Annotated in this window: 17 protein-coding genes; 7 read left to right on the top strand and 10 right to left on the bottom strand. The window is 45.3% G+C overall.

The window, feature by feature from the left end:
- Positions 1-16: 16 nt before the first annotated feature.
- Positions 17-2,623, bottom strand: coding sequence for a ligase-associated DNA damage response DEXH box helicase (locus tag AC27KT_RS03860; RefSeq protein ID WP_487127528.1), 2,607 nt, complete (start codon positions 2,621-2,623; stop codon positions 17-19).
- A 223-nt stretch (positions 2,624-2,846) separates the two neighbouring features.
- Between AC27KT_RS03860 and AC27KT_RS03855 the strand changes: the two genes are divergently transcribed.
- Positions 2,847-4,040: a DUF418 domain-containing protein gene (locus AC27KT_RS03855; RefSeq protein WP_487127526.1), complete on the top strand. Its 1,194-nt coding sequence runs from the start codon at positions 2,847-2,849 to the stop codon at positions 4,038-4,040.
- 47 nt (positions 4,041-4,087) lie between these two features.
- Here the strand turns inward: AC27KT_RS03855 and AC27KT_RS03850 are convergent, their stop codons facing one another.
- A complete protein-coding gene (locus tag AC27KT_RS03850) occupies positions 4,088-4,903 on the bottom strand; it encodes a putative porin (protein ID WP_487127524.1) in 816 nt (271 codons plus the stop codon).
- 244 nt (positions 4,904-5,147) lie between these two features.
- Here AC27KT_RS03850 and AC27KT_RS03845 point away from each other — a divergent pair, with 244 nt between their 5' ends.
- From AC27KT_RS03845 to efpL, 3 genes are all read left to right on the top strand, one after another.
- Entirely contained in the window at positions 5,148-6,164 is a 1,017-nt protein-coding gene (locus tag AC27KT_RS03845; protein ID WP_487127522.1) for a ligase-associated DNA damage response exonuclease, read from the top strand.
- Positions 6,164-7,894 (top strand): cisplatin damage response ATP-dependent DNA ligase, encoded by a 1,731-nt coding sequence (locus AC27KT_RS03840; protein ID WP_487127520.1) that lies wholly within the window; start codon positions 6,164-6,166, stop codon positions 7,892-7,894. Before AC27KT_RS03845 ends, AC27KT_RS03840 begins: the two co-directional genes overlap by 1 nt.
- A 101-nt stretch (positions 7,895-7,995) precedes the next feature.
- Entirely contained in the window at positions 7,996-8,571 is a 576-nt protein-coding gene (gene efpL, locus AC27KT_RS03835; protein WP_025257482.1) for an elongation factor P-like protein EfpL, read from the top strand.
- Positions 8,572-8,698: 127 nt separating this feature from the next.
- Here efpL and AC27KT_RS03830 read toward each other — a convergent pair whose 3' ends face one another.
- Positions 8,699-9,667 (bottom strand): carbohydrate kinase family protein, encoded by a 969-nt coding sequence (locus tag AC27KT_RS03830; RefSeq protein ID WP_487127518.1) that lies wholly within the window; start codon positions 9,665-9,667, stop codon positions 8,699-8,701.
- Between the two features lie 285 nt (positions 9,668-9,952).
- Here AC27KT_RS03830 and AC27KT_RS03825 point away from each other — a divergent pair, with 285 nt between their 5' ends.
- Together AC27KT_RS03825 and AC27KT_RS03820 are read left to right on the top strand one after the other, a co-directional pair.
- Complete coding sequence (locus AC27KT_RS03825; protein WP_487127516.1) at positions 9,953-11,125, top strand: ROK family transcriptional regulator; 1,173 nt, start codon at positions 9,953-9,955, stop codon at positions 11,123-11,125.
- 36 nt (positions 11,126-11,161) lie between these two features.
- On the top strand, positions 11,162-12,082 hold the full coding sequence (locus AC27KT_RS03820; protein WP_487127603.1) for a homocysteine S-methyltransferase family protein: 921 nt from the start codon (positions 11,162-11,164) through the stop codon (positions 12,080-12,082).
- A gap of 320 nt (positions 12,083-12,402) precedes the next feature.
- Here the strand turns inward: AC27KT_RS03820 and AC27KT_RS03815 are convergent, their stop codons facing one another.
- The 5 genes from AC27KT_RS03815 to ubiG all read right to left on the bottom strand — a co-directional run bounded on the left by AC27KT_RS03815 (position 12,403) and on the right by ubiG (position 16,813).
- Positions 12,403-13,062 (bottom strand): glutathione S-transferase family protein, encoded by a 660-nt coding sequence (locus AC27KT_RS03815; RefSeq protein WP_487127514.1) that lies wholly within the window; start codon positions 13,060-13,062, stop codon positions 12,403-12,405.
- The gene (locus tag AC27KT_RS03810) at positions 13,062-13,670 is read right to left on the bottom strand and encodes a glutathione S-transferase family protein (RefSeq protein WP_487127512.1); all 609 of its coding nucleotides are present in this window, start codon (positions 13,668-13,670) and stop codon (positions 13,062-13,064) included. The genes AC27KT_RS03815 and AC27KT_RS03810 overlap by 1 nt, the downstream gene beginning before the upstream one ends.
- Before the next feature lie 182 nt (positions 13,671-13,852).
- Entirely contained in the window at positions 13,853-14,839 is a 987-nt protein-coding gene (locus AC27KT_RS03805; protein ID WP_487127510.1) for a lipase secretion chaperone, read from the bottom strand.
- The gene (locus AC27KT_RS03800) at positions 14,839-15,756 is read right to left on the bottom strand and encodes an esterase/lipase family protein (RefSeq protein ID WP_487127601.1); all 918 of its coding nucleotides are present in this window, start codon (positions 15,754-15,756) and stop codon (positions 14,839-14,841) included. The genes AC27KT_RS03805 and AC27KT_RS03800 overlap by 1 nt, the downstream gene beginning before the upstream one ends.
- 307 nt (positions 15,757-16,063) lie before the next feature.
- Entirely contained in the window at positions 16,064-16,813 is a 750-nt protein-coding gene (gene ubiG / locus AC27KT_RS03795; protein WP_487127508.1) for a bifunctional 2-polyprenyl-6-hydroxyphenol methylase/3-demethylubiquinol 3-O-methyltransferase UbiG, read from the bottom strand.
- 164 nt (positions 16,814-16,977) lie between these two features.
- Between ubiG and AC27KT_RS03790 the strand changes: the two genes are divergently transcribed.
- Positions 16,978-17,337 (top strand): DUF2237 family protein, encoded by a 360-nt coding sequence (locus AC27KT_RS03790; protein WP_487127506.1) that lies wholly within the window; start codon positions 16,978-16,980, stop codon positions 17,335-17,337.
- 95 nt (positions 17,338-17,432) lie between these two features.
- Here the strand turns inward: AC27KT_RS03790 and AC27KT_RS03785 are convergent, their stop codons facing one another.
- Together AC27KT_RS03785 and AC27KT_RS03780 are read right to left on the bottom strand one after the other, a co-directional pair.
- Entirely contained in the window at positions 17,433-18,863 is a 1,431-nt protein-coding gene (locus AC27KT_RS03785; RefSeq protein WP_487127504.1) for an aldehyde dehydrogenase family protein, read from the bottom strand.
- A 31-nt stretch (positions 18,864-18,894) separates the two neighbouring features.
- The gene (locus tag AC27KT_RS03780) at positions 18,895-20,535 is read right to left on the bottom strand and encodes an acetolactate synthase large subunit (RefSeq protein ID WP_487127502.1); all 1,641 of its coding nucleotides are present in this window, start codon (positions 20,533-20,535) and stop codon (positions 18,895-18,897) included.
- Positions 20,536-20,801 lie beyond the last annotated feature (266 nt).

The following is a 20,801-nucleotide window of genomic DNA, read 5'->3' as shown; positions in this document are numbered from 1 at the left end:
TTGCTTCTTTCTAATACTACTCAACAGATGAGCCCGATAATAACGCACGTACTTCATCTAACATGGTTTCAGCTTCTGCATATAAATTAGCTTGCTCAATGATAGCCTGTGCGCCAGCGCCTTTCACTTGTTCACTACGCACATCCAGCACTATAGGAATGGCCATGGGCGACGGCTTTTCAAGATTCACTAATGTCGCTGAATCTACATAGCGAATAAGTAAATTAGCGAGTCGTCGTAAATCTAGTAGCTCACGCTCTGCATCTGCCCGTGCAACTTTAAGTAAGATATGGTCGCGGTCGTGTTCACGCAATGTATCGTAAATAAGGTCGGTAGAAAACGTTACCTGCTTCATGGTTTTTTGGCTGGCGTGATAGCGCTGTTCAGTGAGGCCACTCACCACCGCCACTTGCCTGAACGAGCGCTTAAGCATAGGTGCCTGTAACATCCAGTCTTCTAACTCGTCCCCTAAAATATCTGGCTGGAATAGCTGCTGCAGCTGTCCTTGGGTGATGGCGTTTACTGATGCTACCGATAATCCGTAATCGGTCACGCTGAAGCTTAAAGGCTTAATGCCCATTTTTTCCATTCGTCGCGTTAGCAACATACCCAAGGTTTGGTTCGCTTTGCGTCCGTCGAAGGTGTAGTACAAGGTATAGTGCGCCTGTCTAAACGGAAATTGTTCTACAAGCACGTTGTCAGGACTAGGTAGTTGAGAAAACGCCTGTTGAAGTTTAAGCCACTCTTGTACCTGTGCAGGCAGTGCTCTCCATGATTTCTGAGTAGCCAAAATTGCCCGTACCCCTTCCGCCAAATAGGTAGATAACGGCATTTGGCCACCTGCGTAGCTTGGTATTTTCGGCTCTTTGGCTTTTGCAGGCTTGGCATGCAGCTGCATGTCGCGAATAGCCTCGAAACGCAGCACTTCTCCGGCAAAGTAGAAGGTATCTCCAGGTGTTAACTGCTGGGCGAAATACTCTTCAACCTCACCTATAATCTTGCCCTGATTTCCCCTACGAATGCGTTTTACTTTAAGCCGACCCGCTTCAACGATGGTGCCTATGTTTTGCCTGTGTCTTTGAATAACCCGCCGATTCGCTGGCGAGTAAGTGCCATCGTCGTTTTTTGTCAGGCGTTGATATCTTTCATATGCGTTGAGCGCACTGCCGCCGTCTTGGGTAAATTGCCACAGCTTATCGAAATCATCTCTATCCAATCCTTGATAAGGCGTGGCGGAAAGTATCTCTTGGTATAAGGTATCTGGACGATCAGCCCTACTACACAAGCAGTTCAATATAAATTGCGGAACAATATCCAGCGCCCCTGGCTGTGGACTTTCCCCGTCTAACTCCCCTTTTTCAATAGCGGTGATCGCCGCCTGACATTCCAGTGCTTCAAAACGGTTTGCCGGCACGAGTAACGCTTCGCTCGGCTCGTCGAGCCTGTGATTTGCTCGCCCTATCCTTTGCAGCAGCCTGCTTACGCCTTTAGGTGCACCAACTTGTATGACCTTGTCTACATCACCCCAGTCGATACCTAGCTCTAACGCAGAGGTACACACAATTGCTCTTAGCATACCGCTCGCCATCATAACTTCGGTTTTGCGCCTTTGTTCTTTGCTCAAACTGCCGTGGTAAAGCGCAATGGGTAACGCAGCTTTGTTTGCCTCCCACAGCATTTGAAACAACAGCTCTGACTGAGCGCGGGTATTCACAAAAACCAGCGTGGTTTTGGCGCTTTCAATGGCCTGGTAAATATCATCGATGGCGTAGCGAGCCATAAAGCCGCCAAAAGGCATGCGCGCTTTAGAGTGCAGCATTTCCACCTTAGGTTTTTCACCCGCTTTCACTTTTACAATATTAGCGACACCGTCACTGCCGGCCAGCCACGCACCTAGCGTTTCGGGAAATGCCACGGTGGCAGATAATCCAATACGCTTACAATGCGGTGATAGAACGCTTAACCGCGCGAGGGCGAGTGAAAGAAAGTCGCCGCGCTTGTTGGCCATTAAGCTGTGTGTTTCGTCGATGATCACGCGTTTAAGCTTGCCAAAAAGCTTATCGGCATCGGCGTAGCTCAACATCAGCATGAGCGACTCTGGTGTGGTAAGCAGGATGTTTGGCGGCTTTTTACGTTGACGCTGGCGCTTGTGTGAGGGCGTATCGCCTGTGCGTGTTTCTGCCGTTATCGGCAGCGCCATCTCTTCAATGGGCTGTAACAAATTACGATGAATATCTTGCGTGAGGGCTTTCAGCGGCGATATGTAAAGGGTATGCAGGCCGTTGAACCCACCCTTTTCTTTTCCTTTCTTTGCCTGTTTATTTATTGCTTTTGTTTCGACCTGTTCACTGGTTCCGGTCTTCTTAGCGAGCTCCCTGTTTTTAGACATCTCAGTAAGTTCACTCGTACCAAATGTCTCTGCAAGTTCGCTGTTTTTCGACATCTCAGCAAGTTCGATTAGGCTAGGTAAAAAGCCAGACAGGGTTTTGCCAGCGCCGGTTGGCGCAATCAATAATGTACAGTCATGCTGGTCTTTCTCCACCAGCATGGTGTGTTGATAATCGCGTAGTTGCCAGCCTTTTTGTTCAAACCAATGGGCAAAGACTGAAGGAAGTGGCGTCATTGATGGTTCTTGTTAATACTTTTAGCACTTATACGGCAAAACCTTGGTTAGGTTTACTTGTCACGCTTCACGATAGATGCACAATGTAATCATCCTCAGCGCGTTTAATGTTTAGATACACTTTTCACTTCGACCTTATGCATTTTCTTGGCGTAAACTTTAGTGCAGAGTTTTCGACCTTCTTATGCTTCACGAAATAGCGATTTGCCTACAAGGACCGTACATGCGAATTCACTCAATAGACGCCGTTAGAGGCTTAGCCATTCTTGGCATCTTATTCATGAACATTACGTTTCACCAAAATGGATACGCTAATTATGCATTTTTTGAAGAGCCGCTATTATCAGACACGGTTATTTCACTTTTCAACACGCTGTTTTTGGATGGACGATTTCGTTCTCTGTTCTGCCTGTTGTTCGGTGCGGGTCTGGCAATTCAATTTGAGGCCTGCGAAAAGCGCGGACACCATTTTTTAGATTTCTCACAAGCCAGACTTAAGTGGCTGTTTGTGTTTGGGCTACTGCATGGTGTGTTTATTTTCAGCGGCGACATCTTGCTGTATTACAGCCTGTGCGCATTTTTTATTTTAAAACACTTCACACTCCCTCAAGATGAACTCAAAAAGAAAAGTATTCATTACCTTATTGTGGGAAGCGCAATTATGTTAATCGGTGGTCTCGTCATGGCGTTTGTTTATGACATGGGGGCTGAACTACCAACGCGCCCCAGTGAAACATTTAACGAAGAAGCGTCCTTGTGGCAAAGCGGCTATTTAGCACAGCTTGGTATTCAAGCGTCGTTTATGCTGTCTACGGTTATAGTCGCGCCATTCACTATGCTGTGGCAGTCTATGGGGCTTATGATGTTTGGTGCATACCTGTATAGAACAGGCTTTTTTAATCACGGCTTCTCATTAGTGGTCTTTAGGAAGTTAGTTTTGGTTGCTATCGTCACATCCATCATCACAGCACTTCCACAATTTTTGTTCAAACAAATAACATTAGATGTGGTTCCCATGTTCACCAGTATTCCAGCTATTTTTTGTGCTTTGGTATACGCTCACATATTGATAAACATAAAACATACTGCAGCGTGGTGGTATCAGTCGCTTATAAACTGCGGCAAAGTTGCACTCACGCTCTACCTAACCCAATCAATAGCACTCGCCGTGCTCTTTCGCATCGTCATGCCGGCATATTTTCCAAACTTTATTTACAGCGTAGCGTTACTTGATTTGCTTCTGGTCACCATTGTCTTCACCGCAGTACAAGTTATTTTGGCAAACGCCATTAATAAGCACTTCAACCAAGGTCCCTTCGAAGCCCTATGGCGAAAAATGTATTTGCGCAGTTTTCACAAAAAGCAAAAATTAAAATATGATGAGAAAGAGCAGTTCACCTACACGGATGAAGTATAAAAAAGGACCTTTAAAAAAATAAGGCCCTCGTCCACTTGAGTGGCGTATTAGAATCTAAATGTTCCTAACAACGTAGCCGAACCCAACTGATTCTCATCGGTATCATAGCCTAAGCCAAATTCGATAGATGAATGCGGGTTAAACCAGTAGTGTGTGCCTAGTTCAATCACGTTGTCAGAGCCTATGACCTCATTACTCTCGTGAATGTAAGTAACGCCTACGCTCCAATCAGGACGGAAATAATAATCTGTATCTAGCTCAACGGAGAACTCACCATCAAACTGCGTTGCTTTTAACTTGGTATCCCAGCCTGGAGGAAACTTGCCAGCGCGCTGCCCAAAACTCGTATATCTTGCAAATGCACTGTAGCTAAATTCAGAATCTGAACGCTCCTCGCTAACGCCAGCATCAATGGAACTGAAAAGCTCTTCATTTAGATGAAAGTACTCTACGCCAACGCCGTATTCCCAATTTTGGTTCGCGAAAGTAGACACCTCTACAGCATAGCGATTTAACGTTTCTTCAAAATATCTGCTGTCGTTGGTTATACGCCCATAGCGCCCTCGAATTACCAGCGCATTTGAGTAAAACCATTCTCCTCGTACATTCATACTATCGATGTTATCAATACCAAAATAATCTACAGAAACATTGTTCGCTCTTTGAAGGTAGGGGCTAATAGACCAAGGTTGCTGGTCTATATTCACTGATTGAAAATAGTAGCGGTAACTTGCGCCAATAAAGTTGTCGTCGGCATCGCGTACATCAGAAAACCCTAACGCAATTTCATGCTGAATATCAGTTGATTGGGCAAACACAGGAAGGGTTGAAATAGCTAGTAAACAAGCGCTTAAACGCAGCATTAGGCAATATCCTTATTTATAGTAAGCATCCAAAAAAAGCTCTTTTGTAGTAGGCGTTGAAGTTAAATTAAAAGGTCGTGTAGTGCAATAATTGACAGCATATCGACATATTTTGTGACAATTCATAAAGCCAACTGCTTCAGCACGCATATCGAGTTATTGGTCTTGCATACTTCAAGTGGTCGTTTTAAGGGAGTGAATACGTAGTAACAAGCATTCTCTAATTTGGCAGGAATGGTAAGTAGTGCACCCATCAACATGGCTAAAAACTGATGATACTGGCTTGTATTGTGAACCTGGTAAGTTTTACATTGACCCCATGAATGAAGTAGCAACAGCGCTTGTCACCCACGGGCATGCAGACCATGCACGGGCAGGTCATTACAGTGTATTCGCAAGTTCAGAAACACTGGCAATTATGAAAACCCGATACGGTGAAGATATGGCTATCCACCAGCACGCTGTAGCAATGGGTGAAGCCGTAAATTTTAACGATGTAAGAGCCACATTTTATCCTGCTGGCCATATTCTTGGGTCTACACAAATTCTTATTGAATATGCAGGCTACCGAGTTGTGGTTTCAGGCGACTACAAACGTCGCCACGATCCTACATGCCCACCGTTTAAGGTCGTTCCATGCGATGTATTGATAACCGAAGCCACCTTTGGGCTTCCTGTCTTTAAGCACCCGCCCATTGAACATGAAATTGAAAAGCTCCTGCATTCGTTACGGGTGTTTCCCGAACGATGCCATTTAGTAGGCGCTTATGCGCTGGGCAAATGCCAACGGGTGATATTGGCGCTGCGCGAGGCGGGTTACGCCAAGCCAATATACTTACACGGTGCGCAGCTAAAATTGTGCGATCTATACAAGCAATTAGGAATAGACTTAGGCGAGTTAATTCCGGTGTCTGAGGTCGCGGATAAAAAAACGTTAGCCGGTGAGATAATCATTGCTCCCCCTTCTGCACTTGCCGATAGGTGGTCGCGAAGCTTACCTAATGTACGCCCTGTTGTGGCATCTGGCTGGATGCAAATTCGCGCTCGCGCTAAGCAAAAAAATGCCGAGCTACCGCTTATTATCTCTGACCATTGCGACTGGCCTGAATTGCTGCAAACCATTGAAGAAGTCAATCCGAAAGAAGTGTGGGTGACTCATGGCAGAGAAGATGCGCTGATGTATCAGGCAGAGAAAATGGGGTATAAAGCCAGAGCGCTATCGCTAGTTGGTTATGATGAAGATGAGCAAGGAGGCGACTAGTGGAAGCATTCAGTCACTTACTCGAACAGCTGTATTTTACGTCTGGAAACAAAGCCAAGGCGCAGCTGATTGCCGACTACATTGCCAATGCGCCAGACCCCGACCGCGGATGGGCAATTGCAGCTATGGCAGGCACATTAAGATTCGACTTCTTTAAGCGAAACACGGTAAAAAAGCTTATTACCGAACATACCGACCCAGAGCTTTTTGCCATGAGCTATGACTATGTGGGTGAGGTTAGTGAAACTGTGGCCCATTTATGGCCTTATAGCGAGCCTTCAGATTCACTACCCACGCTTACCGAGGTGGTAGAAACCTTTACGTCTATAAGTAAGCAGAAAGTTTCTGCCACACTAGCTCACTACCTAACGATAATGACGCCTGCCCAACGCTGGGCGTTACTAAAATTAGGCACCAGAGGCCTGCGTATAGGCGTTTCGGCTCGCTCTATAAAACAAATCTTGGCCGACTATGGCAATAAAGACATTAAAGAAGTTGAGACACTTTGGCACGCGGTTACCCCGCCATATGTCGATATGCTGGGTTGGCTAGAAGGAAAAGTCGACAAGCCTGATATTGAAAATGCCGTCACCTTTCATCCAGTTATGCTTTCTCATCCCATTGAAGATAGCGATATCAACGCTTTCACCAAGAACACGTGGCAAATTGAGAACAAGTATGACGGCATTCGTGTGCAGCTTGTCGTTAAGTCAAATAACCCTGTCAATGATAAGGCTCAGAACGGTAGTGGGGCCGATGGCGATAAGCCCCAAAAAGCCCTTTTCTCCCGCACTGGCGATGATATTAGCCACTCATTCCCTGATCTGCTTGAGTCTATAAGTGGCAATATGGTGCTAGATGGAGAGCTGCTGGTTATCCATAATGCAGAACCTGGCTTTCACCCATCTGAAGAATCGACTGCCCAAAGTGCAGCTAGTCAACGCACGAGTAGAGATAAAAGCGGTAAACAAGCTTCATCCGCCACACAGCCTGATGTGGATACCTTTAATGCCCTCCAGCAGCGCCTTAATAAAAAGAAACCGAGTAAAGCGTTACAGTCTTCCGCCCCGGTTGGACTAATCGTTTACGATGCTTTAGTGCTTAATGGTGAAGATCTAACAGAAAAAACACTAAAAGCGCGGCGCCACGACCTTGAAGAATGGTTTAGCAAAATGAATAACAGCCGTTTGTTTCTTTCTGAAACACTCAATGCCACCTCCCCCGAAACTTTGCGCCAGCTTCACACCCAAGTATGCCAAAATCGTGCGGTAGAAGGGCTGATGATAAAGCGCTTAGATAGTCATTATGTACCTGGCAGGCCTAAAGGCCAGTGGTTTAAATGGAAGCGCGATCCGCTAGTTGTGGATGCGGTAATGATGTATACGCAGCGCGGGCACGGTAAGCGCTCCAGCTTTTATTCTGACTACACGTTTGGCGCTTGGGAGGACAGTCAGCTTCTGCCTATCGGAAAAGCATATTCCGGGTTCACCGATGAAGAGCTTAAAAAACTGGATAATTGGGTAAGGCGCAATGCCGTAGGACGGTTTGGCCCGGTAAGAGAAGTGAAAAAAGAGCTAGTGCTTGAAGTGGCTTTCGACGCTGTACACCCTTCATCTAGGCACAAGTCGGGAGTCGCGCTGCGCTTTCCCCGTATACATAGAATTCGTTGGGACAAGCCTGCGAGTGAGGCTGATACCTTAGCGAATGTAAAAGCATTAATAGAAGGGTAACCCCATCAAAAACCCTTTCTTAGTCGTGTAAAATCGCAGAGAATAGAGCGAGATAGAAATAAGGCTTGCGCCTTAAGAAAATAAAACAATAGGAAATCGCCATGCCTAAGGCTAGTGAAATTAAAAAGAATAACACTGTGGTATTTGACGGAAAAACTTGCATAGTGCGAGACATTGAACGCTCTGTCCCTCAAGGTCGTGCAGGCGGTAGCATCTATCGTATGCGCATGTACGATGTGGTAACAGGTGCCAAATACGATGAAACATTTAAAGACTCAGATACCCTAGATATGGCTGACTTAATTCGTCGCCCTGCTATGTTTTCGTATATTGATGGCGAAGAATATGTATTCATGGATAAGGAAGACTACACCCCTTATCACTTGAACAAAGAAAGCATTGAAAACGAAGCCTTGTTCATTAACGAAGAAACTGACGGCATTCAAGTTGTTATTGTTAGCGAAGTACCTGTTGCCCTGGACTTGCCTATGAGCGTAGAACTTGAAGTAGTTGAGACCGACCCATCAATTAAAGGGGCATCGGCGACTTCTCGTACTAAACCCGCTACGCTTTCAACTGGGCTAGTGGTGCAGGTGCCAGAGTACATCAGTACAGGCGAGTGGATAAAGGTCAACACCGAGGAACGTAAGTTCCAAAGCAGAGCCGATAAGCACTGAGCTGAGTTAACTTATTAAATTAAGCTGCCATCGACGCTTGTTAAGCTTTAAAATGACAAAAAAGGGTTCGTATCGAACCCTTTTTTATTGCCTTGAAATCAGTTTTGAAAACCTTGTTCAACGCCTCTTACTTAGCGATATTAGCCTGTGTAGGCAGCGCACTAAATGCACCGTACTGAGTTACCGTGTAAGCTCCGCAACGAATAGCAAATTCCGTCGCTTCGCTAACGTTTTCAAAGTTTTCTACCCATGCACCAAACTCATCGGCGCTCTTAACTTTGGTAGAAAGGAAGTAAAGGAACCCACCGATAAATGAATCGCCTGCTGCAGTCGTGTCTTTTACATCCATTTTGGGTGACGCTAGCGTGCCGCTAAACGACTTTGTAATATAGTGAATTGGCTCACCACCATCGGTTACCAATACAACTTTAACGCCGCTATCAAGCCATTGCTGAACTTTTGTATCGGCATTTTCTTCGCCATAAAGCTCTGCTAACTCTTCACGGCTTGCCTTAAGTATAGAAACTTTCTTTGCTGCTTCATCAATACGTGTCGGCGCATTTGCAGTGTCATCCCAAAATGCTGGGCGATAATTAATGTCTAAACACACCATCATGCCGTTTTCCTTCGCCTTGTTTAAAATAAACTCGGCGCCAGGAATAAGTTCAGGGCCTGAAATTGAACCTGAACAGAAGTGAAGCACTGTATTTTTGTCGCAATCAATTGTCGACAAGTCTTGCTCTGAAATATGTTTATGTGCGGCATTGTCAACATAAAAATCAAACGAACGCTCGCCGTCTTCATCTAAGTTCACAAATGCCAGCGCCGTATTGCCTTCCTGTGTAGTCCACACAAAGTCCGTATTTACTTTGTAGTGCTCAAGCATTTCTTTAAGAAAGGCGCCAAAGGTATCGTCACCTACCTTCGATACCATTGCACTCTCTCCACCCAGCTGAGCAACAGCAACCGCTACGTTAGCAGGTGCACCGCCAGCATAAGGCTGAAAAGGCTTCATTGCCGGTATGTTACCATCTTTGGGCGCAGCACCTTGGCTTAACATATCAATGAGTACTTCACCTAAACACAAAATTTTCATACCAGCCTCTCTTAACAAAATTTAAAAATTGCAGCTTACCTATGCACAGTTCGCGCAAGGTTAACGAATCGTTAATTAATTGGGGCATAGTATTGTCGAAAGAATCAATTAAATCAACCTAATTGATTTAACCTTTTGCGCAAAAATCAATGGGTGTGATAGGGTTGACGTAGTACTGTCGAATAAAGTTATGTCTGAACAAGTACCTACACCATTTCTTAAATTTGATACACGGCTAGGTTGTTATTACACTCTAGCTTCTTAAAACGATAGATTGTAAATACATTGAATACTGAATCGGCCTTTTACCTGCCATCACAAAAAGCACCTACATTGCTTGATAGCCGCTCAGCGAATGAACGGGATATCCTTACCCTAATTCGCCAACGTTCTTCATTGCCTAAAGCTGAAATAGCCTTATTAACAGGGCTGTCTGCACAATCAGCGACAGTGATCATTAAAAAACTCGAGGCTGATGGCCTTGTTAAGCGCCTAAAGCCAATTAAAGGCGGGGTAGGCCAGCCCAAGGTGCCGTTTGGTCTCAATGAAAATGGAGCGTTTGGTATAGGGCTGAAAGTAGGTCGACGAAGTTTCGATATGACGTTACTCGACTTAAAAGGCAATGTAAGAGCAACACTTCACGAGAAGTTTGCTTACCCGACCGTAAGCAACCTGCTTACCTTTGCAAAACGTGCTTTCAATGTACTAATTAAAAATTTGGATACCGACCAACAACGCCTAATCCGAGGTTTAGGTGTTGCTATGCCTTTCGAAATTTGGAGCTGGGCAGAAGAAGCTGGAGCTCCGAAAAATGAATTGGAAGAGTGGAGAGAGTTTAATCCACAAGCCGCGTTGGAAGATTTATTATCGCTACCTGTGTTTATAAAAAATGATGCTGGTGCAGCTTGCAGCGCAGAGATGTCTTTCGGTAATCCCCAAAATTACAATAGTTTTCTTTACATCTTTGTTGGCACATTCTTAGGTGGTGGCCTGGTACTCAACAACCAGTTAGTTAATGGAAAAACAGGCAACGCAGGGGCTATTGGCTCTTTACCCTTTTACAATGGCAGTACACAACGCCAGCTAATAACCCAGTCTTCACTTTATTTGCTGGAAAGAAAGCTAAACGACGCTGGGCACAACGGTCAGCATATTTATGAATCGCCATCCCACTGGTCTTGTGACACGCACTCAATACAAGACTGGTTAAGCGAAACCGCCAGAGGATTGGCCTTTGCGACTCAATGTGCAATGAGCTTGTTAGACCTAGACGGCGTAATCATAGATGGCGCAATTCCTGATGATGTCAAAAACGCATTGGTCGCGCATACGCAAAGCGCGATGAAGACGCTTGATATGCGAGGCCTTGCTCAGGTACACATAAGCGAAGGTCTTGTAGGCAGAAAAGCGCAATCCATTGGAAGTGCAAACCTAGCCCTTCAGGCAAATTATTACTAATCATCTAACATCTCAAAAGGTTTGTCTTTGGGCAGTATGAAAGAAGAAATGCATGACATTTTAATTTTAGATGGCGGCATGGGGCGAGAGCTGAAAAAGACAGGTGCGCCCTTTAAGCAGCCAGAGTGGTCAGCACTGGCACTAATGCAAACACCTGAATTAGTAAGTGATGTGCACAAACGTTTTCTTGAAGCCGGTGCCTGCGTTATTACCACTAACGCCTATGCGCTTGTACCTTTTCATATTGGAGAAAATACATTTAAGGCGCAGGCTTTTACTCTAGCCCAGAGTGCGGCCGAACTCGCTCGAGGTGCAGTAGACACATTAAAGAGCGATAGTGACAATAAGCGATTTGTCGCGGGTAGCGTTCCTCCAGCTTTTGGTTCTTACCGCCCGGATTTATTTGATGCGAGCCGTGTAGCCGACATTCTCACACCGCTTATTAAAGCGCAGGAGCCCTATGTTGATGTTTGGTTGATTGAAACTGCAAGCTCGGTAGAAGAAGCTAAAGCCGTGGTATCACTTATAAAACAGCACTCATCACTGCCTATATGGCTGTCATTCTCCGTTAGCAATCGAGAAACTCCTAACGAGCCTGTAACATTGCGCTCAGGTGAGCCGCTAAGTGAGATAGCGCCTATATTGAGCGAAGTAGAAAGCATACTTTTCAATTGTTCGCAGCCGGAAGAGATGGAAGACGCTATTTCAATAACGCGAAGTTTAAATACTTCGATTAATATTGGCGCTTATGCAAATAGCTTTTCTGAGAGAAAACGTACGCATGCGGCCAACGCACTACTTTCAGAAATACGTGACGATATAACCCCCGCTCGCTATGTTGAATACGTTAAGACTTGGGTGGCTGCTGGCGCAACTATCATCGGGGGCTGCTGTGGTATCGGCCCTGAACATATTAAAGCCATCAGCGACATTTTTGGTCAAAAAAGCACTAAATAGACGGGGCTAGCTTTACAGCGCAAAGTCCTGTGTTTCGACCTTTTGTGGAATAAAACGCGGCATCGGTTCTGATGGATGGAGAGACGACAAAGTACCCCGTTCAATTCGCTATCGATGTAATGATTTTGGCACGCTGATATCTATTGTCCGACAAGGACTGGCCTTGGCCTACGTGCCTGACTTCATAGCAAAAAGCCATAACCTTACAAGCGTCGACGTATTAGGTTATGACTTTTATCATACGGAGCACTTCAAACTTGTTTACAAACTTAGCATGGCATCGGGATGGCTCAACCGGTTTGTCGACTCAGTTAAGAGCGCTATTTCGTAACAACATTTTTAGCCCCTTTGATCAGTGCTTCTCTGTCAATTTTATTCGGGACTTCCACTCCACGCCGTGCGGCTGGCCTCGCTTCAATACTGTTTTTCCAACGGATTAAGTTGTCTAACCCTTCAATACTTACACCAGACCATTCATATGTGCGTACCCAACACCAGTTCGCCATGTCGGCAATACTGTATTCGTCGACCAAATACTCGTGCTCCTCTAGCCTGCCGTCTAGCACGGTAAATAAACGTCGCACTTCGTTTTGATAACGCGCTATCGCTACCGGAATTTTTTCTTCTAGATAACGATGGAAAACGTTAGCTTGTCCCATCATGGGGCCGATGCCGCCCATTTGAAACATCACCCACTGCATCACCTGACTCTTGCGCTTAACGTCAATCGGTAGAAACTTGCCTGTCTTTTCAGCAAGGTAGACCATAATAGCGCCAGACTCGAACACTACGTGACCATCGGCTTCTCTATCAACAATAACTGGTATGCGCCCGTTCGGGTTCATTGCTAGAAACTCAGGTGTTTTCTGCTCGCCCTTCATTAAGTTTACAGCATGTGCCGTGTATTCAAGCCCCATTTCTTCAAGCGCTACTGACGCTTTCCAACCATTGGGCGTGGCTGCGGTATATAAATCAATCATTAGGCTTTTGCACTCGCTCGGTTGCTTACGGCCCCATACCAGCGCGCTAAATTAACATGCTCATCACTCATACGAATTTTTACCACCCGCGCAAAATCCATGGCGCATAACGCGGTTATATCAGCAATAGAAAATGTATCGCCGGCGATGAACTCTTTGACACCGAGTCGACGCTCTAAAATATTAAGATATTTAGACGCATTGATACCCGCTTCTTTGCCATATTCGGGCACCGGAGTCATGCGATCTTTAAAGTACCCTGTAGTGTGCTGAAAGCACATACCAACTTGCATCATAAACGCTAATTCGACCTGCCGCTGCCACATAGATATAGTCGCTTTTTCAACGGGTGTTGTTCCCATTAAAGGTGGATCTGGATGCAGCGCTTCAAAATACGTACAAATGGCATCGGTTTCGGCAATACATGTGCCGTCATCTAGCTCAAGAATGGGTATCTTTCCCAATGGATTTTTAGCGCGCATTTCTGCACTTAGATTTTCACCTTTTTGTATATCGACCTGAATATAATCCACATCAATGCCTTTTTCGGCTAAAAACATGCGTACTCGACGTGGATTAGGCGCCGTTCTTGTTTCGTAGATTTTCATAATGATTGTCACAAACCTTATTGCGGATTGTTGAAAGTAGGGTATTACCTAGATTAGTAACTGCACAAACTGCTTTCAAATCACTATGCCTATGCACAAGACTATTCAGTGCTTTTATGGTTATACCTCTTTGCTATTTCTCATTTTCGCAACAGCTAGACCGCAACCTTGGAAGCATTGCTTTAAGACCCAGCAATAACCTTTAGGCGCTTTATTTCATTAACAGTGAAGTTTTCAAACTGGTATTCGCGTAGCGTGCTTTCAAACTCGCCCGCTGTTAGCGACTGCTTTTTCAGGTTATCGCGAAACCTTTCATAGTCTGCAATTTTGTTTTTCCACTGTACTTGTTTATCCCAGGTCCTTGCGAAGCGGTCTGCGATCTCACTGCCGAATTCAGCCGCAACGGCGTTGTATCGGTCATTAAGATCACTGTGGCTGCGTTTTATTTCATTGATACGGTGCATATTCAGCGTAGGCTGAAAAACGTCGCGTTCGGTTTGACTTCCCGTTTCTAGCGACTCAACAATAAGCGCTTTTCTTTCTTCCCTAGACAGCGTTCTTTCCTGAGCAAGCTGTAAGCGCGCTAACGCCGCCTCGTCCACTTGGGCTTCTTGGCTAAATATATAGCGGTATTCGGTATCATTGAAATAAGTGCGTCGAATTTTTTCGCGCTCATCGAGCTTATAAGACACATCTTGCAAACTGTGACTTGAAAGGTCGATCTCAACTTCAATTGAAGAGAGTGCCACTTTGTAATCAACGTAGCGATTAAACAAGTCTATCGCCACAATCCGCGTGTCGGGGGTGAATACGGTAATTACATGGGTTGAGTAAGAGAGCTTAACGACATGTGGCTCCTCAGAGGTGCGCATAAGTATAAAACGATCGAAGCTGTCTTTTGTTGAGTAATCGAGCATAAAAACGTTAAGACCAGTATTTGCAGTAACTGTTTCGTTTTGCAACCGATCACTGACTACCGAGTCAACTTGCGTATATCCGCTTTCAACTAGCGTTTTTTCACTAGCATTGTCTCGAGCCTCTTGCAATGAAGCTCGGTTGAGGGTATCTGCTTTGAAAGCAGGATTCGCATAAAAAATACAGGCCAATATTAAGAGGGCCAGAAGCCCTCCCAATAATGGGTAAACCTGGCGTGCTTTACGCGTCGTCACTACAGCCCCAATCTTTTAAGACGGTTGGCCTGACGAACAAATACGTCTACCGGATCAGTTTCAAACCAATGCGTAATGCCAAAGCTCTGATTCACTTCATCCAGGTGATTCATTTTGTAATTATCTTTTAGCACCTTGCCTAAGTGCGAACTACACGTTGAAACTAAACCGTCGTTTGGTTCTTTAAACGCAGTGCCTGTAATGGCAAGAAAAGGGTCTACAACGTCAAGGGCATTGGTATAAGTCCTACCGCCGCTCCATGAGAAATAATACACCCCGTTCTCAGCTAACATTTTTCCATCATTGCGGCAGTAGGCCGTTGGCATGCCTTCTGGGTATTTTTTATTGAAAGCCACCGAGCCTTCTGTTGAAAGTGAGTTAAGTGCAGCGATTGAATCAGTAGGCTTGTCTCGGGGATCTGATCCAGAAGCAATCTCAATAATATTAGCGAAGGCATCAACCACTATGCCTGCAGCACCTTCACCTACTGAGTCTTCAGCAAATGCATCCCTTAATTCATCAGCTACTTTGCTTCCCCAATTAACACCCGCGACTGAACTTACAGATGCAACTTTGTCAGGAGCGACACTTGCGGCGTAACGGGCGGTAGGACCGCCATGACTATGTCCGATAAGGTTCACTTTATCCGCGCCTGACAGGGCAAGTACCTCATCGATATACTCGAGCAGTTGCTCTCCTCGCACTTCTGTCGAATTCGCAGGAGACACCTCAGCAATGTATACAACCGCACCGTTGCGAGTAAGCTTGTGTGGAACTTTATAAAAGTAATCGACAAAGAGTATGTCTTCAAACCCGAAAAGGCCGTGAACCAATACTATTGGATGATTGGTTTTTGCATATGTACTTGCGAAGGCGTGCCCTGCTCCCCCAACAAATGTACCAACGCCTGCAAACATTGCAAGCAACGTGACAATGAGAGCATTCCTTGCTCTTTTATTTTTGGATTTTCTCATCGTGTGTGCCCCATAATTATGACATTGTGGTCTGTGGTCAGACCTTTGTTATGATTATGTAAACTATATGTAAAGATCAACCTTCATGTTAAAACTTTAATAGTGCCGATGAGCAAATATGTGTAAAAACCTGTGACAAACAATCGCTGTTAGTCAAAGAATTCAGTGAGATAGCACTTTTCGACGGTTATTCCATCTCATACCATTTCCCCTCTGCATACAGAAAATAAATAATACTTATAAAATACTATTATCTTTTACAATACGTTTGAATGAAGTTAACAGCCAAGCTTGAGGTCGTCATCCACTTACCTTTAAGCGGATTGAGTTTCATACCTACCTGGTGCATAAGTGTAAAGTCATCTTTAACCCACTTTTCCAATTCAGTAGGTTTTACAAATTTTTTCCAATCATGGGTTCCCACAGGTAAGTAACGCATCACATATTCGGCGCCCACTATCGCAATAACGTAGCTTTTTAGCGTACGATTTAACGTTGCCAAAATAAGTAACCCGCCTGGTTTAACTAAGCTAGCACATTCACGGATAAGCTGTTGCTGGTCAGGAACGTGCTCCACCACTTCAGCGTTTATCACGACATCATACTGCAAACCTTCTTTTACCACTTCGCTGGAAAGCATATGTCGGTACGTTACTTCAACCCCATGTTTTTGCGCATGGCGTTTTGCTACTTCTACGCTCACCGCACTGGCATCTATTCCCGTAACCTGCGCTCCCAGTTTGGCCAGCGGTTCACTTATAAGACCGCCTCCGCTTCCGATATCAATGATAGATAATGCTGAATAGTCTGGCGGTAGGTTACCTCTGCCAAAGTGATTCTCTATCTGTGATCTTATTACATCTAGCCTTGCACGATTAAATTCCAGCGCAGTTTTATATTTTCCTTGCGGATCCCACCAAGATTCCGCCAGTGCGTCAAAGCGCGAAATTTCTTGTTCAGAAAAGTTACTGTCGCCTGTTTTTTTGCTTTTATCGAGCACGATTTTTTACCTTAAAACGTAGTTACCGTAGCGCTTTGTTGTTGACCCTTATCGAGCAGGGTCATAAGGTGGACAGATAAGGTTCTATTCACCCTAATTTCGCACTTGGCGATTTGAATTAGTCATACCTATCAAAATATACGTTGTAAAAGAGGGTTCTGATTTTGGCGAACGCAAAAAATGTCTATGGTCGACCGCTACAGCTATGCTGTGGAAATACTGGATTTACGCGAGAAGGATTTTGCTATGTTCCTGACGCTGATGTGGGTAATCACAGTGTATGTGCTGTCGTCACTGACGAGTTTCTTCAGTATTCGCTAAGACAAGGTAATGACCTTATCACGCCGTGGCCGAGCATGTCATTTCCTGGCTTGTTAGCGGGCGACAGGTGGTGCCTATGTGCAGCTCGCTGGCTACAGGCTTATGAGGCAGGTGTAGCGCCAAAAGTACGTTTGGAAGCTACCCATGAAAAAGCGTTAGACATTATTCCACTATCACTGCTAGAAGAATACGCAGCAGATTAATTCTAATATCAGTCCGCATAGATAGTGCGCCCTCACGTACTTTTTTATGAAACATTGAGGGCGCACTGCATAAAGAGATAGTCAAACTCAGTAATCTACTGGGGAGTACGAATAACCATAAGTCGAGTTTCAGACATATCCTCTATCGCGTAGCGAATACCTTCGCGACCCAGTCCAGAGTCTTTAACACCGCCATATGGCATGTTATCCACCCGCCAGCTTGGCACGTCACCAATGACAACGCCGCCCACTTCTAGCTCATCCCAGGCTTTGTGCGCTTTATAAATATCACGGGTAAATACACCAGCTTGAAGTCCGTAACGACTGTTGTTTACTTCCTTAAGTGCGTTGTCGTAGTTGTCGAAAGGCACAAGGATAGATAGCGGGCCAAACGCTTCTTCGGCACTGGCATCACAGTCTTTCGGTACGTTTTCCATAACCGTAGCTTCAAGCATTGCACCTTCTCGAGTACCGCCACACAAAATAGTTGCGCCCTTTTCCTTGGCCTCTGTAATCCAACCATGTAAGCGTTCAGCTTCGCCCTCTGAAATCATAGGTCCAATGAAAGTATCTTCGATAGAAGGGTCACCCGACACTAGAGCCTTTACTTTTTCTACATAACGCGACTTAAATTCATCGTATATTTTTTTATGCACTAAAAGGCGCTGAACACTGATACAGCTTTGACCAGACTGATAGTAAGCCCCAACGATCACGCGATCGATAGCGTCTTCAATATCCGCATCTTCATCAATCACACATGCAGCGTTACCGCCAAGCTCTAATACCACAGGTTTCTTTCCTGCTTTTGCTTTAAGCGCCCAGCCCACATCAGGTGAACCTGTGAAGCTAAGCAGCTTTAGTCTTTCATCAGTAGTGAATAAATCAGCGCCGTCACGGCTACAAGGTAAAATAGAAAATGCGCCTTTGGGTAAGTCGGTTTCAGCTAATACCTCTCCAATAATGAGCGCACCAATAGGAGTTCGCGAGGCAGGCTTTAGTACAAAGGTACAGCCTGCCGCGATTGCAGGCGCCACCTTGTGCGCAGCCAAATTCAGAGGAAAATTAAACGGCGATATGAATGAGCATGGACCAATAGGGACTTTCTTGGTCATGCCTTGATAACCTTTGGCGCGCGCCGAGATTTCTAAATTCACCACCTCACCATTAATACGCACTGATTCTTCTGCCGCTATTTTGAAGGTATCGATAAGGCGGCTAACTTCGCCCTTAGCATCTTTAATCGGCTTTCCGGCCTCTATACAAAGCGCCTGCGCCAACTCATCGGCCCTTTCAGTAAAGCGCTTGACGCAGTGTTCTAACACCGCTTGTCGTTCATAAGGAACCATTGCCGCCATTGCGGGTTGCGCTTTTTCTGCCGCTGCAATGGCCTTGTCTATAGTATCCGCATCTGCCAATGCAACCTTAGTGGCCACATCTTGCGTGTATTTATTGGTCACTTCCAAATCTGTATTCGCGTATTTTGGCTCGCTCGCTAAATAATAGGGATAGCTTTCCTTTAACATTGGTCACTCCTTACCTGTGTATTACGCTAGCTTATAGCTTGGCGCTTAACGCTTTGATCGTCTGATTAAGTGTTTTGTCATTCATGCTGTAATCAACAGGGCAATCGATAACGTGCACACCTTTCGTGTTCAAACACTTATCCACCATGTGAATAAGTACATCGGTGTCGTCTACTCGCCAGCCCTGCGCACCATAACTTTGCGCATATTTCACAAAGTTGGGATTTCCATAATCTAAGCCAAACTCATCAAACTGCATGTTTGCTTGTTTCCACTTAATCATTCCGTACGCGTCATCACGCAAGATGATCACCACAAGGTCTAGCTTAAGCCTGACGGCGGTCTCAATTTCTTGGCTATTCATCATAAAGCCGCCGTCACCACATACGCTTAACACGGGCGCATCTGGGTTAACGAGTTTTGCAGCGATCGCTGAGGGCAAGCCAGCCCCCATCGACGCCAGCGCGTTATCCAGCAGCAGCGTGTTTGGGTGATAAGCCGGGTAGTTTCTTGCAAACCAAATTTTATAAATCCCGTTGTCTAAAGTGACGATACCATTGTCTGGCATCACCTTTCGTATATCGCGTACAAAACGTTCGGGTAAAATGGGGAATCGGTCGTCATCTTCTGCTTCAGCACGGTGGTCTACATAGGCTTGATGCACATCTTTGTAGAAGTCAAGTTTCCAATTGTCTTGGGGAGTAATGCCTTCTTTTATTTGCCAAATGCTGTTAGCAATATCTCCAACCACTTCGAGTTGTGGGAAGTAAACAGGGTCTACGGCAGCCGAATCAAAGTTAACATGAATGACTTTTTTATCGTTGTGATGCATGAAAAACGGCGGTTTTTCTACTACATCGTGCCCGACGTTGATAATAAGGTCAGCGCGCTCAATCGCTCTATGCACAAAGTCGCCATCAGATAACGCCGTATTCCCGGCAAAGCGAGGGTCACTTTCATTCAGCACACCCTTACCCATTTGAGTAGTGACAAATGGAATACAGGTTTTATCAACAAATTCCCTTAGCATTTTTGCAGTGAGCTTCCTATTCGCGCCTGCGCCAATCAATAACAAGGGGGATTGAGCCTCTTCTATCATTGTGATGGCAGATGCGATTGCTTTATATTCGGCGATGGGTCTGCGCGTTCTACTGGGTGTTAAAAGCTGCGCATTCGTTTGCTCCGCTGCAATATCTTCAGGCAATTCTAAGTGCACCGCTCCAGGGCGCTCTTCTGACGCCAGCCGAAAAGCTTCTCGAACGGTAGAAGGTATTCGGTCTCCACTTACTATCTGATTGGTGAATTTGGTAATGGGCCGCATCATGTCCACTATGTCGATAACTTGAAAGCGACCTTGCTTGCTGGTTTTGATTGGCTTTTGTCCAGTAATCATCAACATTGGCATTGCGCCAAGTTGAGCATAAGCCGCAGGAGTAACCAAATTAGTGGCACCAGGTCCAAGGGTTGATAGACAAACCCCTACTTTTCCAGTCAGTCTGCCGTAAGTAGCAGCCATAAAACCAGCGCCTTGCTCGTGACGAGTCAGCACCAACTTAATGGAGGATTCGCGCAACGACTCAAGTAAGTCTAGGTTTTCTTCGCCTGGGATACCAAAGACGTACTCCACGCCTTCTGCTTCTAACGCTTTCACAAATAAGTCGGACGCTTTCATGTGCTGCACGCTCCTTGTAATTTGAGCAGGAAATAAAGTTATTCTTAGTTGTGCTACGAAACAATGCTGCGAATGGGTTTACTGTGCGTAATAAAATGCCCGTAGCTAACGGGCATGTTAAAAATAGCGTATAGGAGATAAAAAGGAAGTCTAATCACTGATTATTATGCGCTTGTATGCGAGTAAAGAACCGTCCTCGTTTTGTGACACATTAAATGTATACTCATTGTAGTCACTGCCAAACACTGTATCTTGCCCCAGTAACG

The organism is Alteromonas sp. 5NW40-0090, from assembly GCF_057552975.1.
Note: the sequence above shows the minus strand (reverse complement) of the source record. Positions and strands in the feature narration are given on the sequence as shown.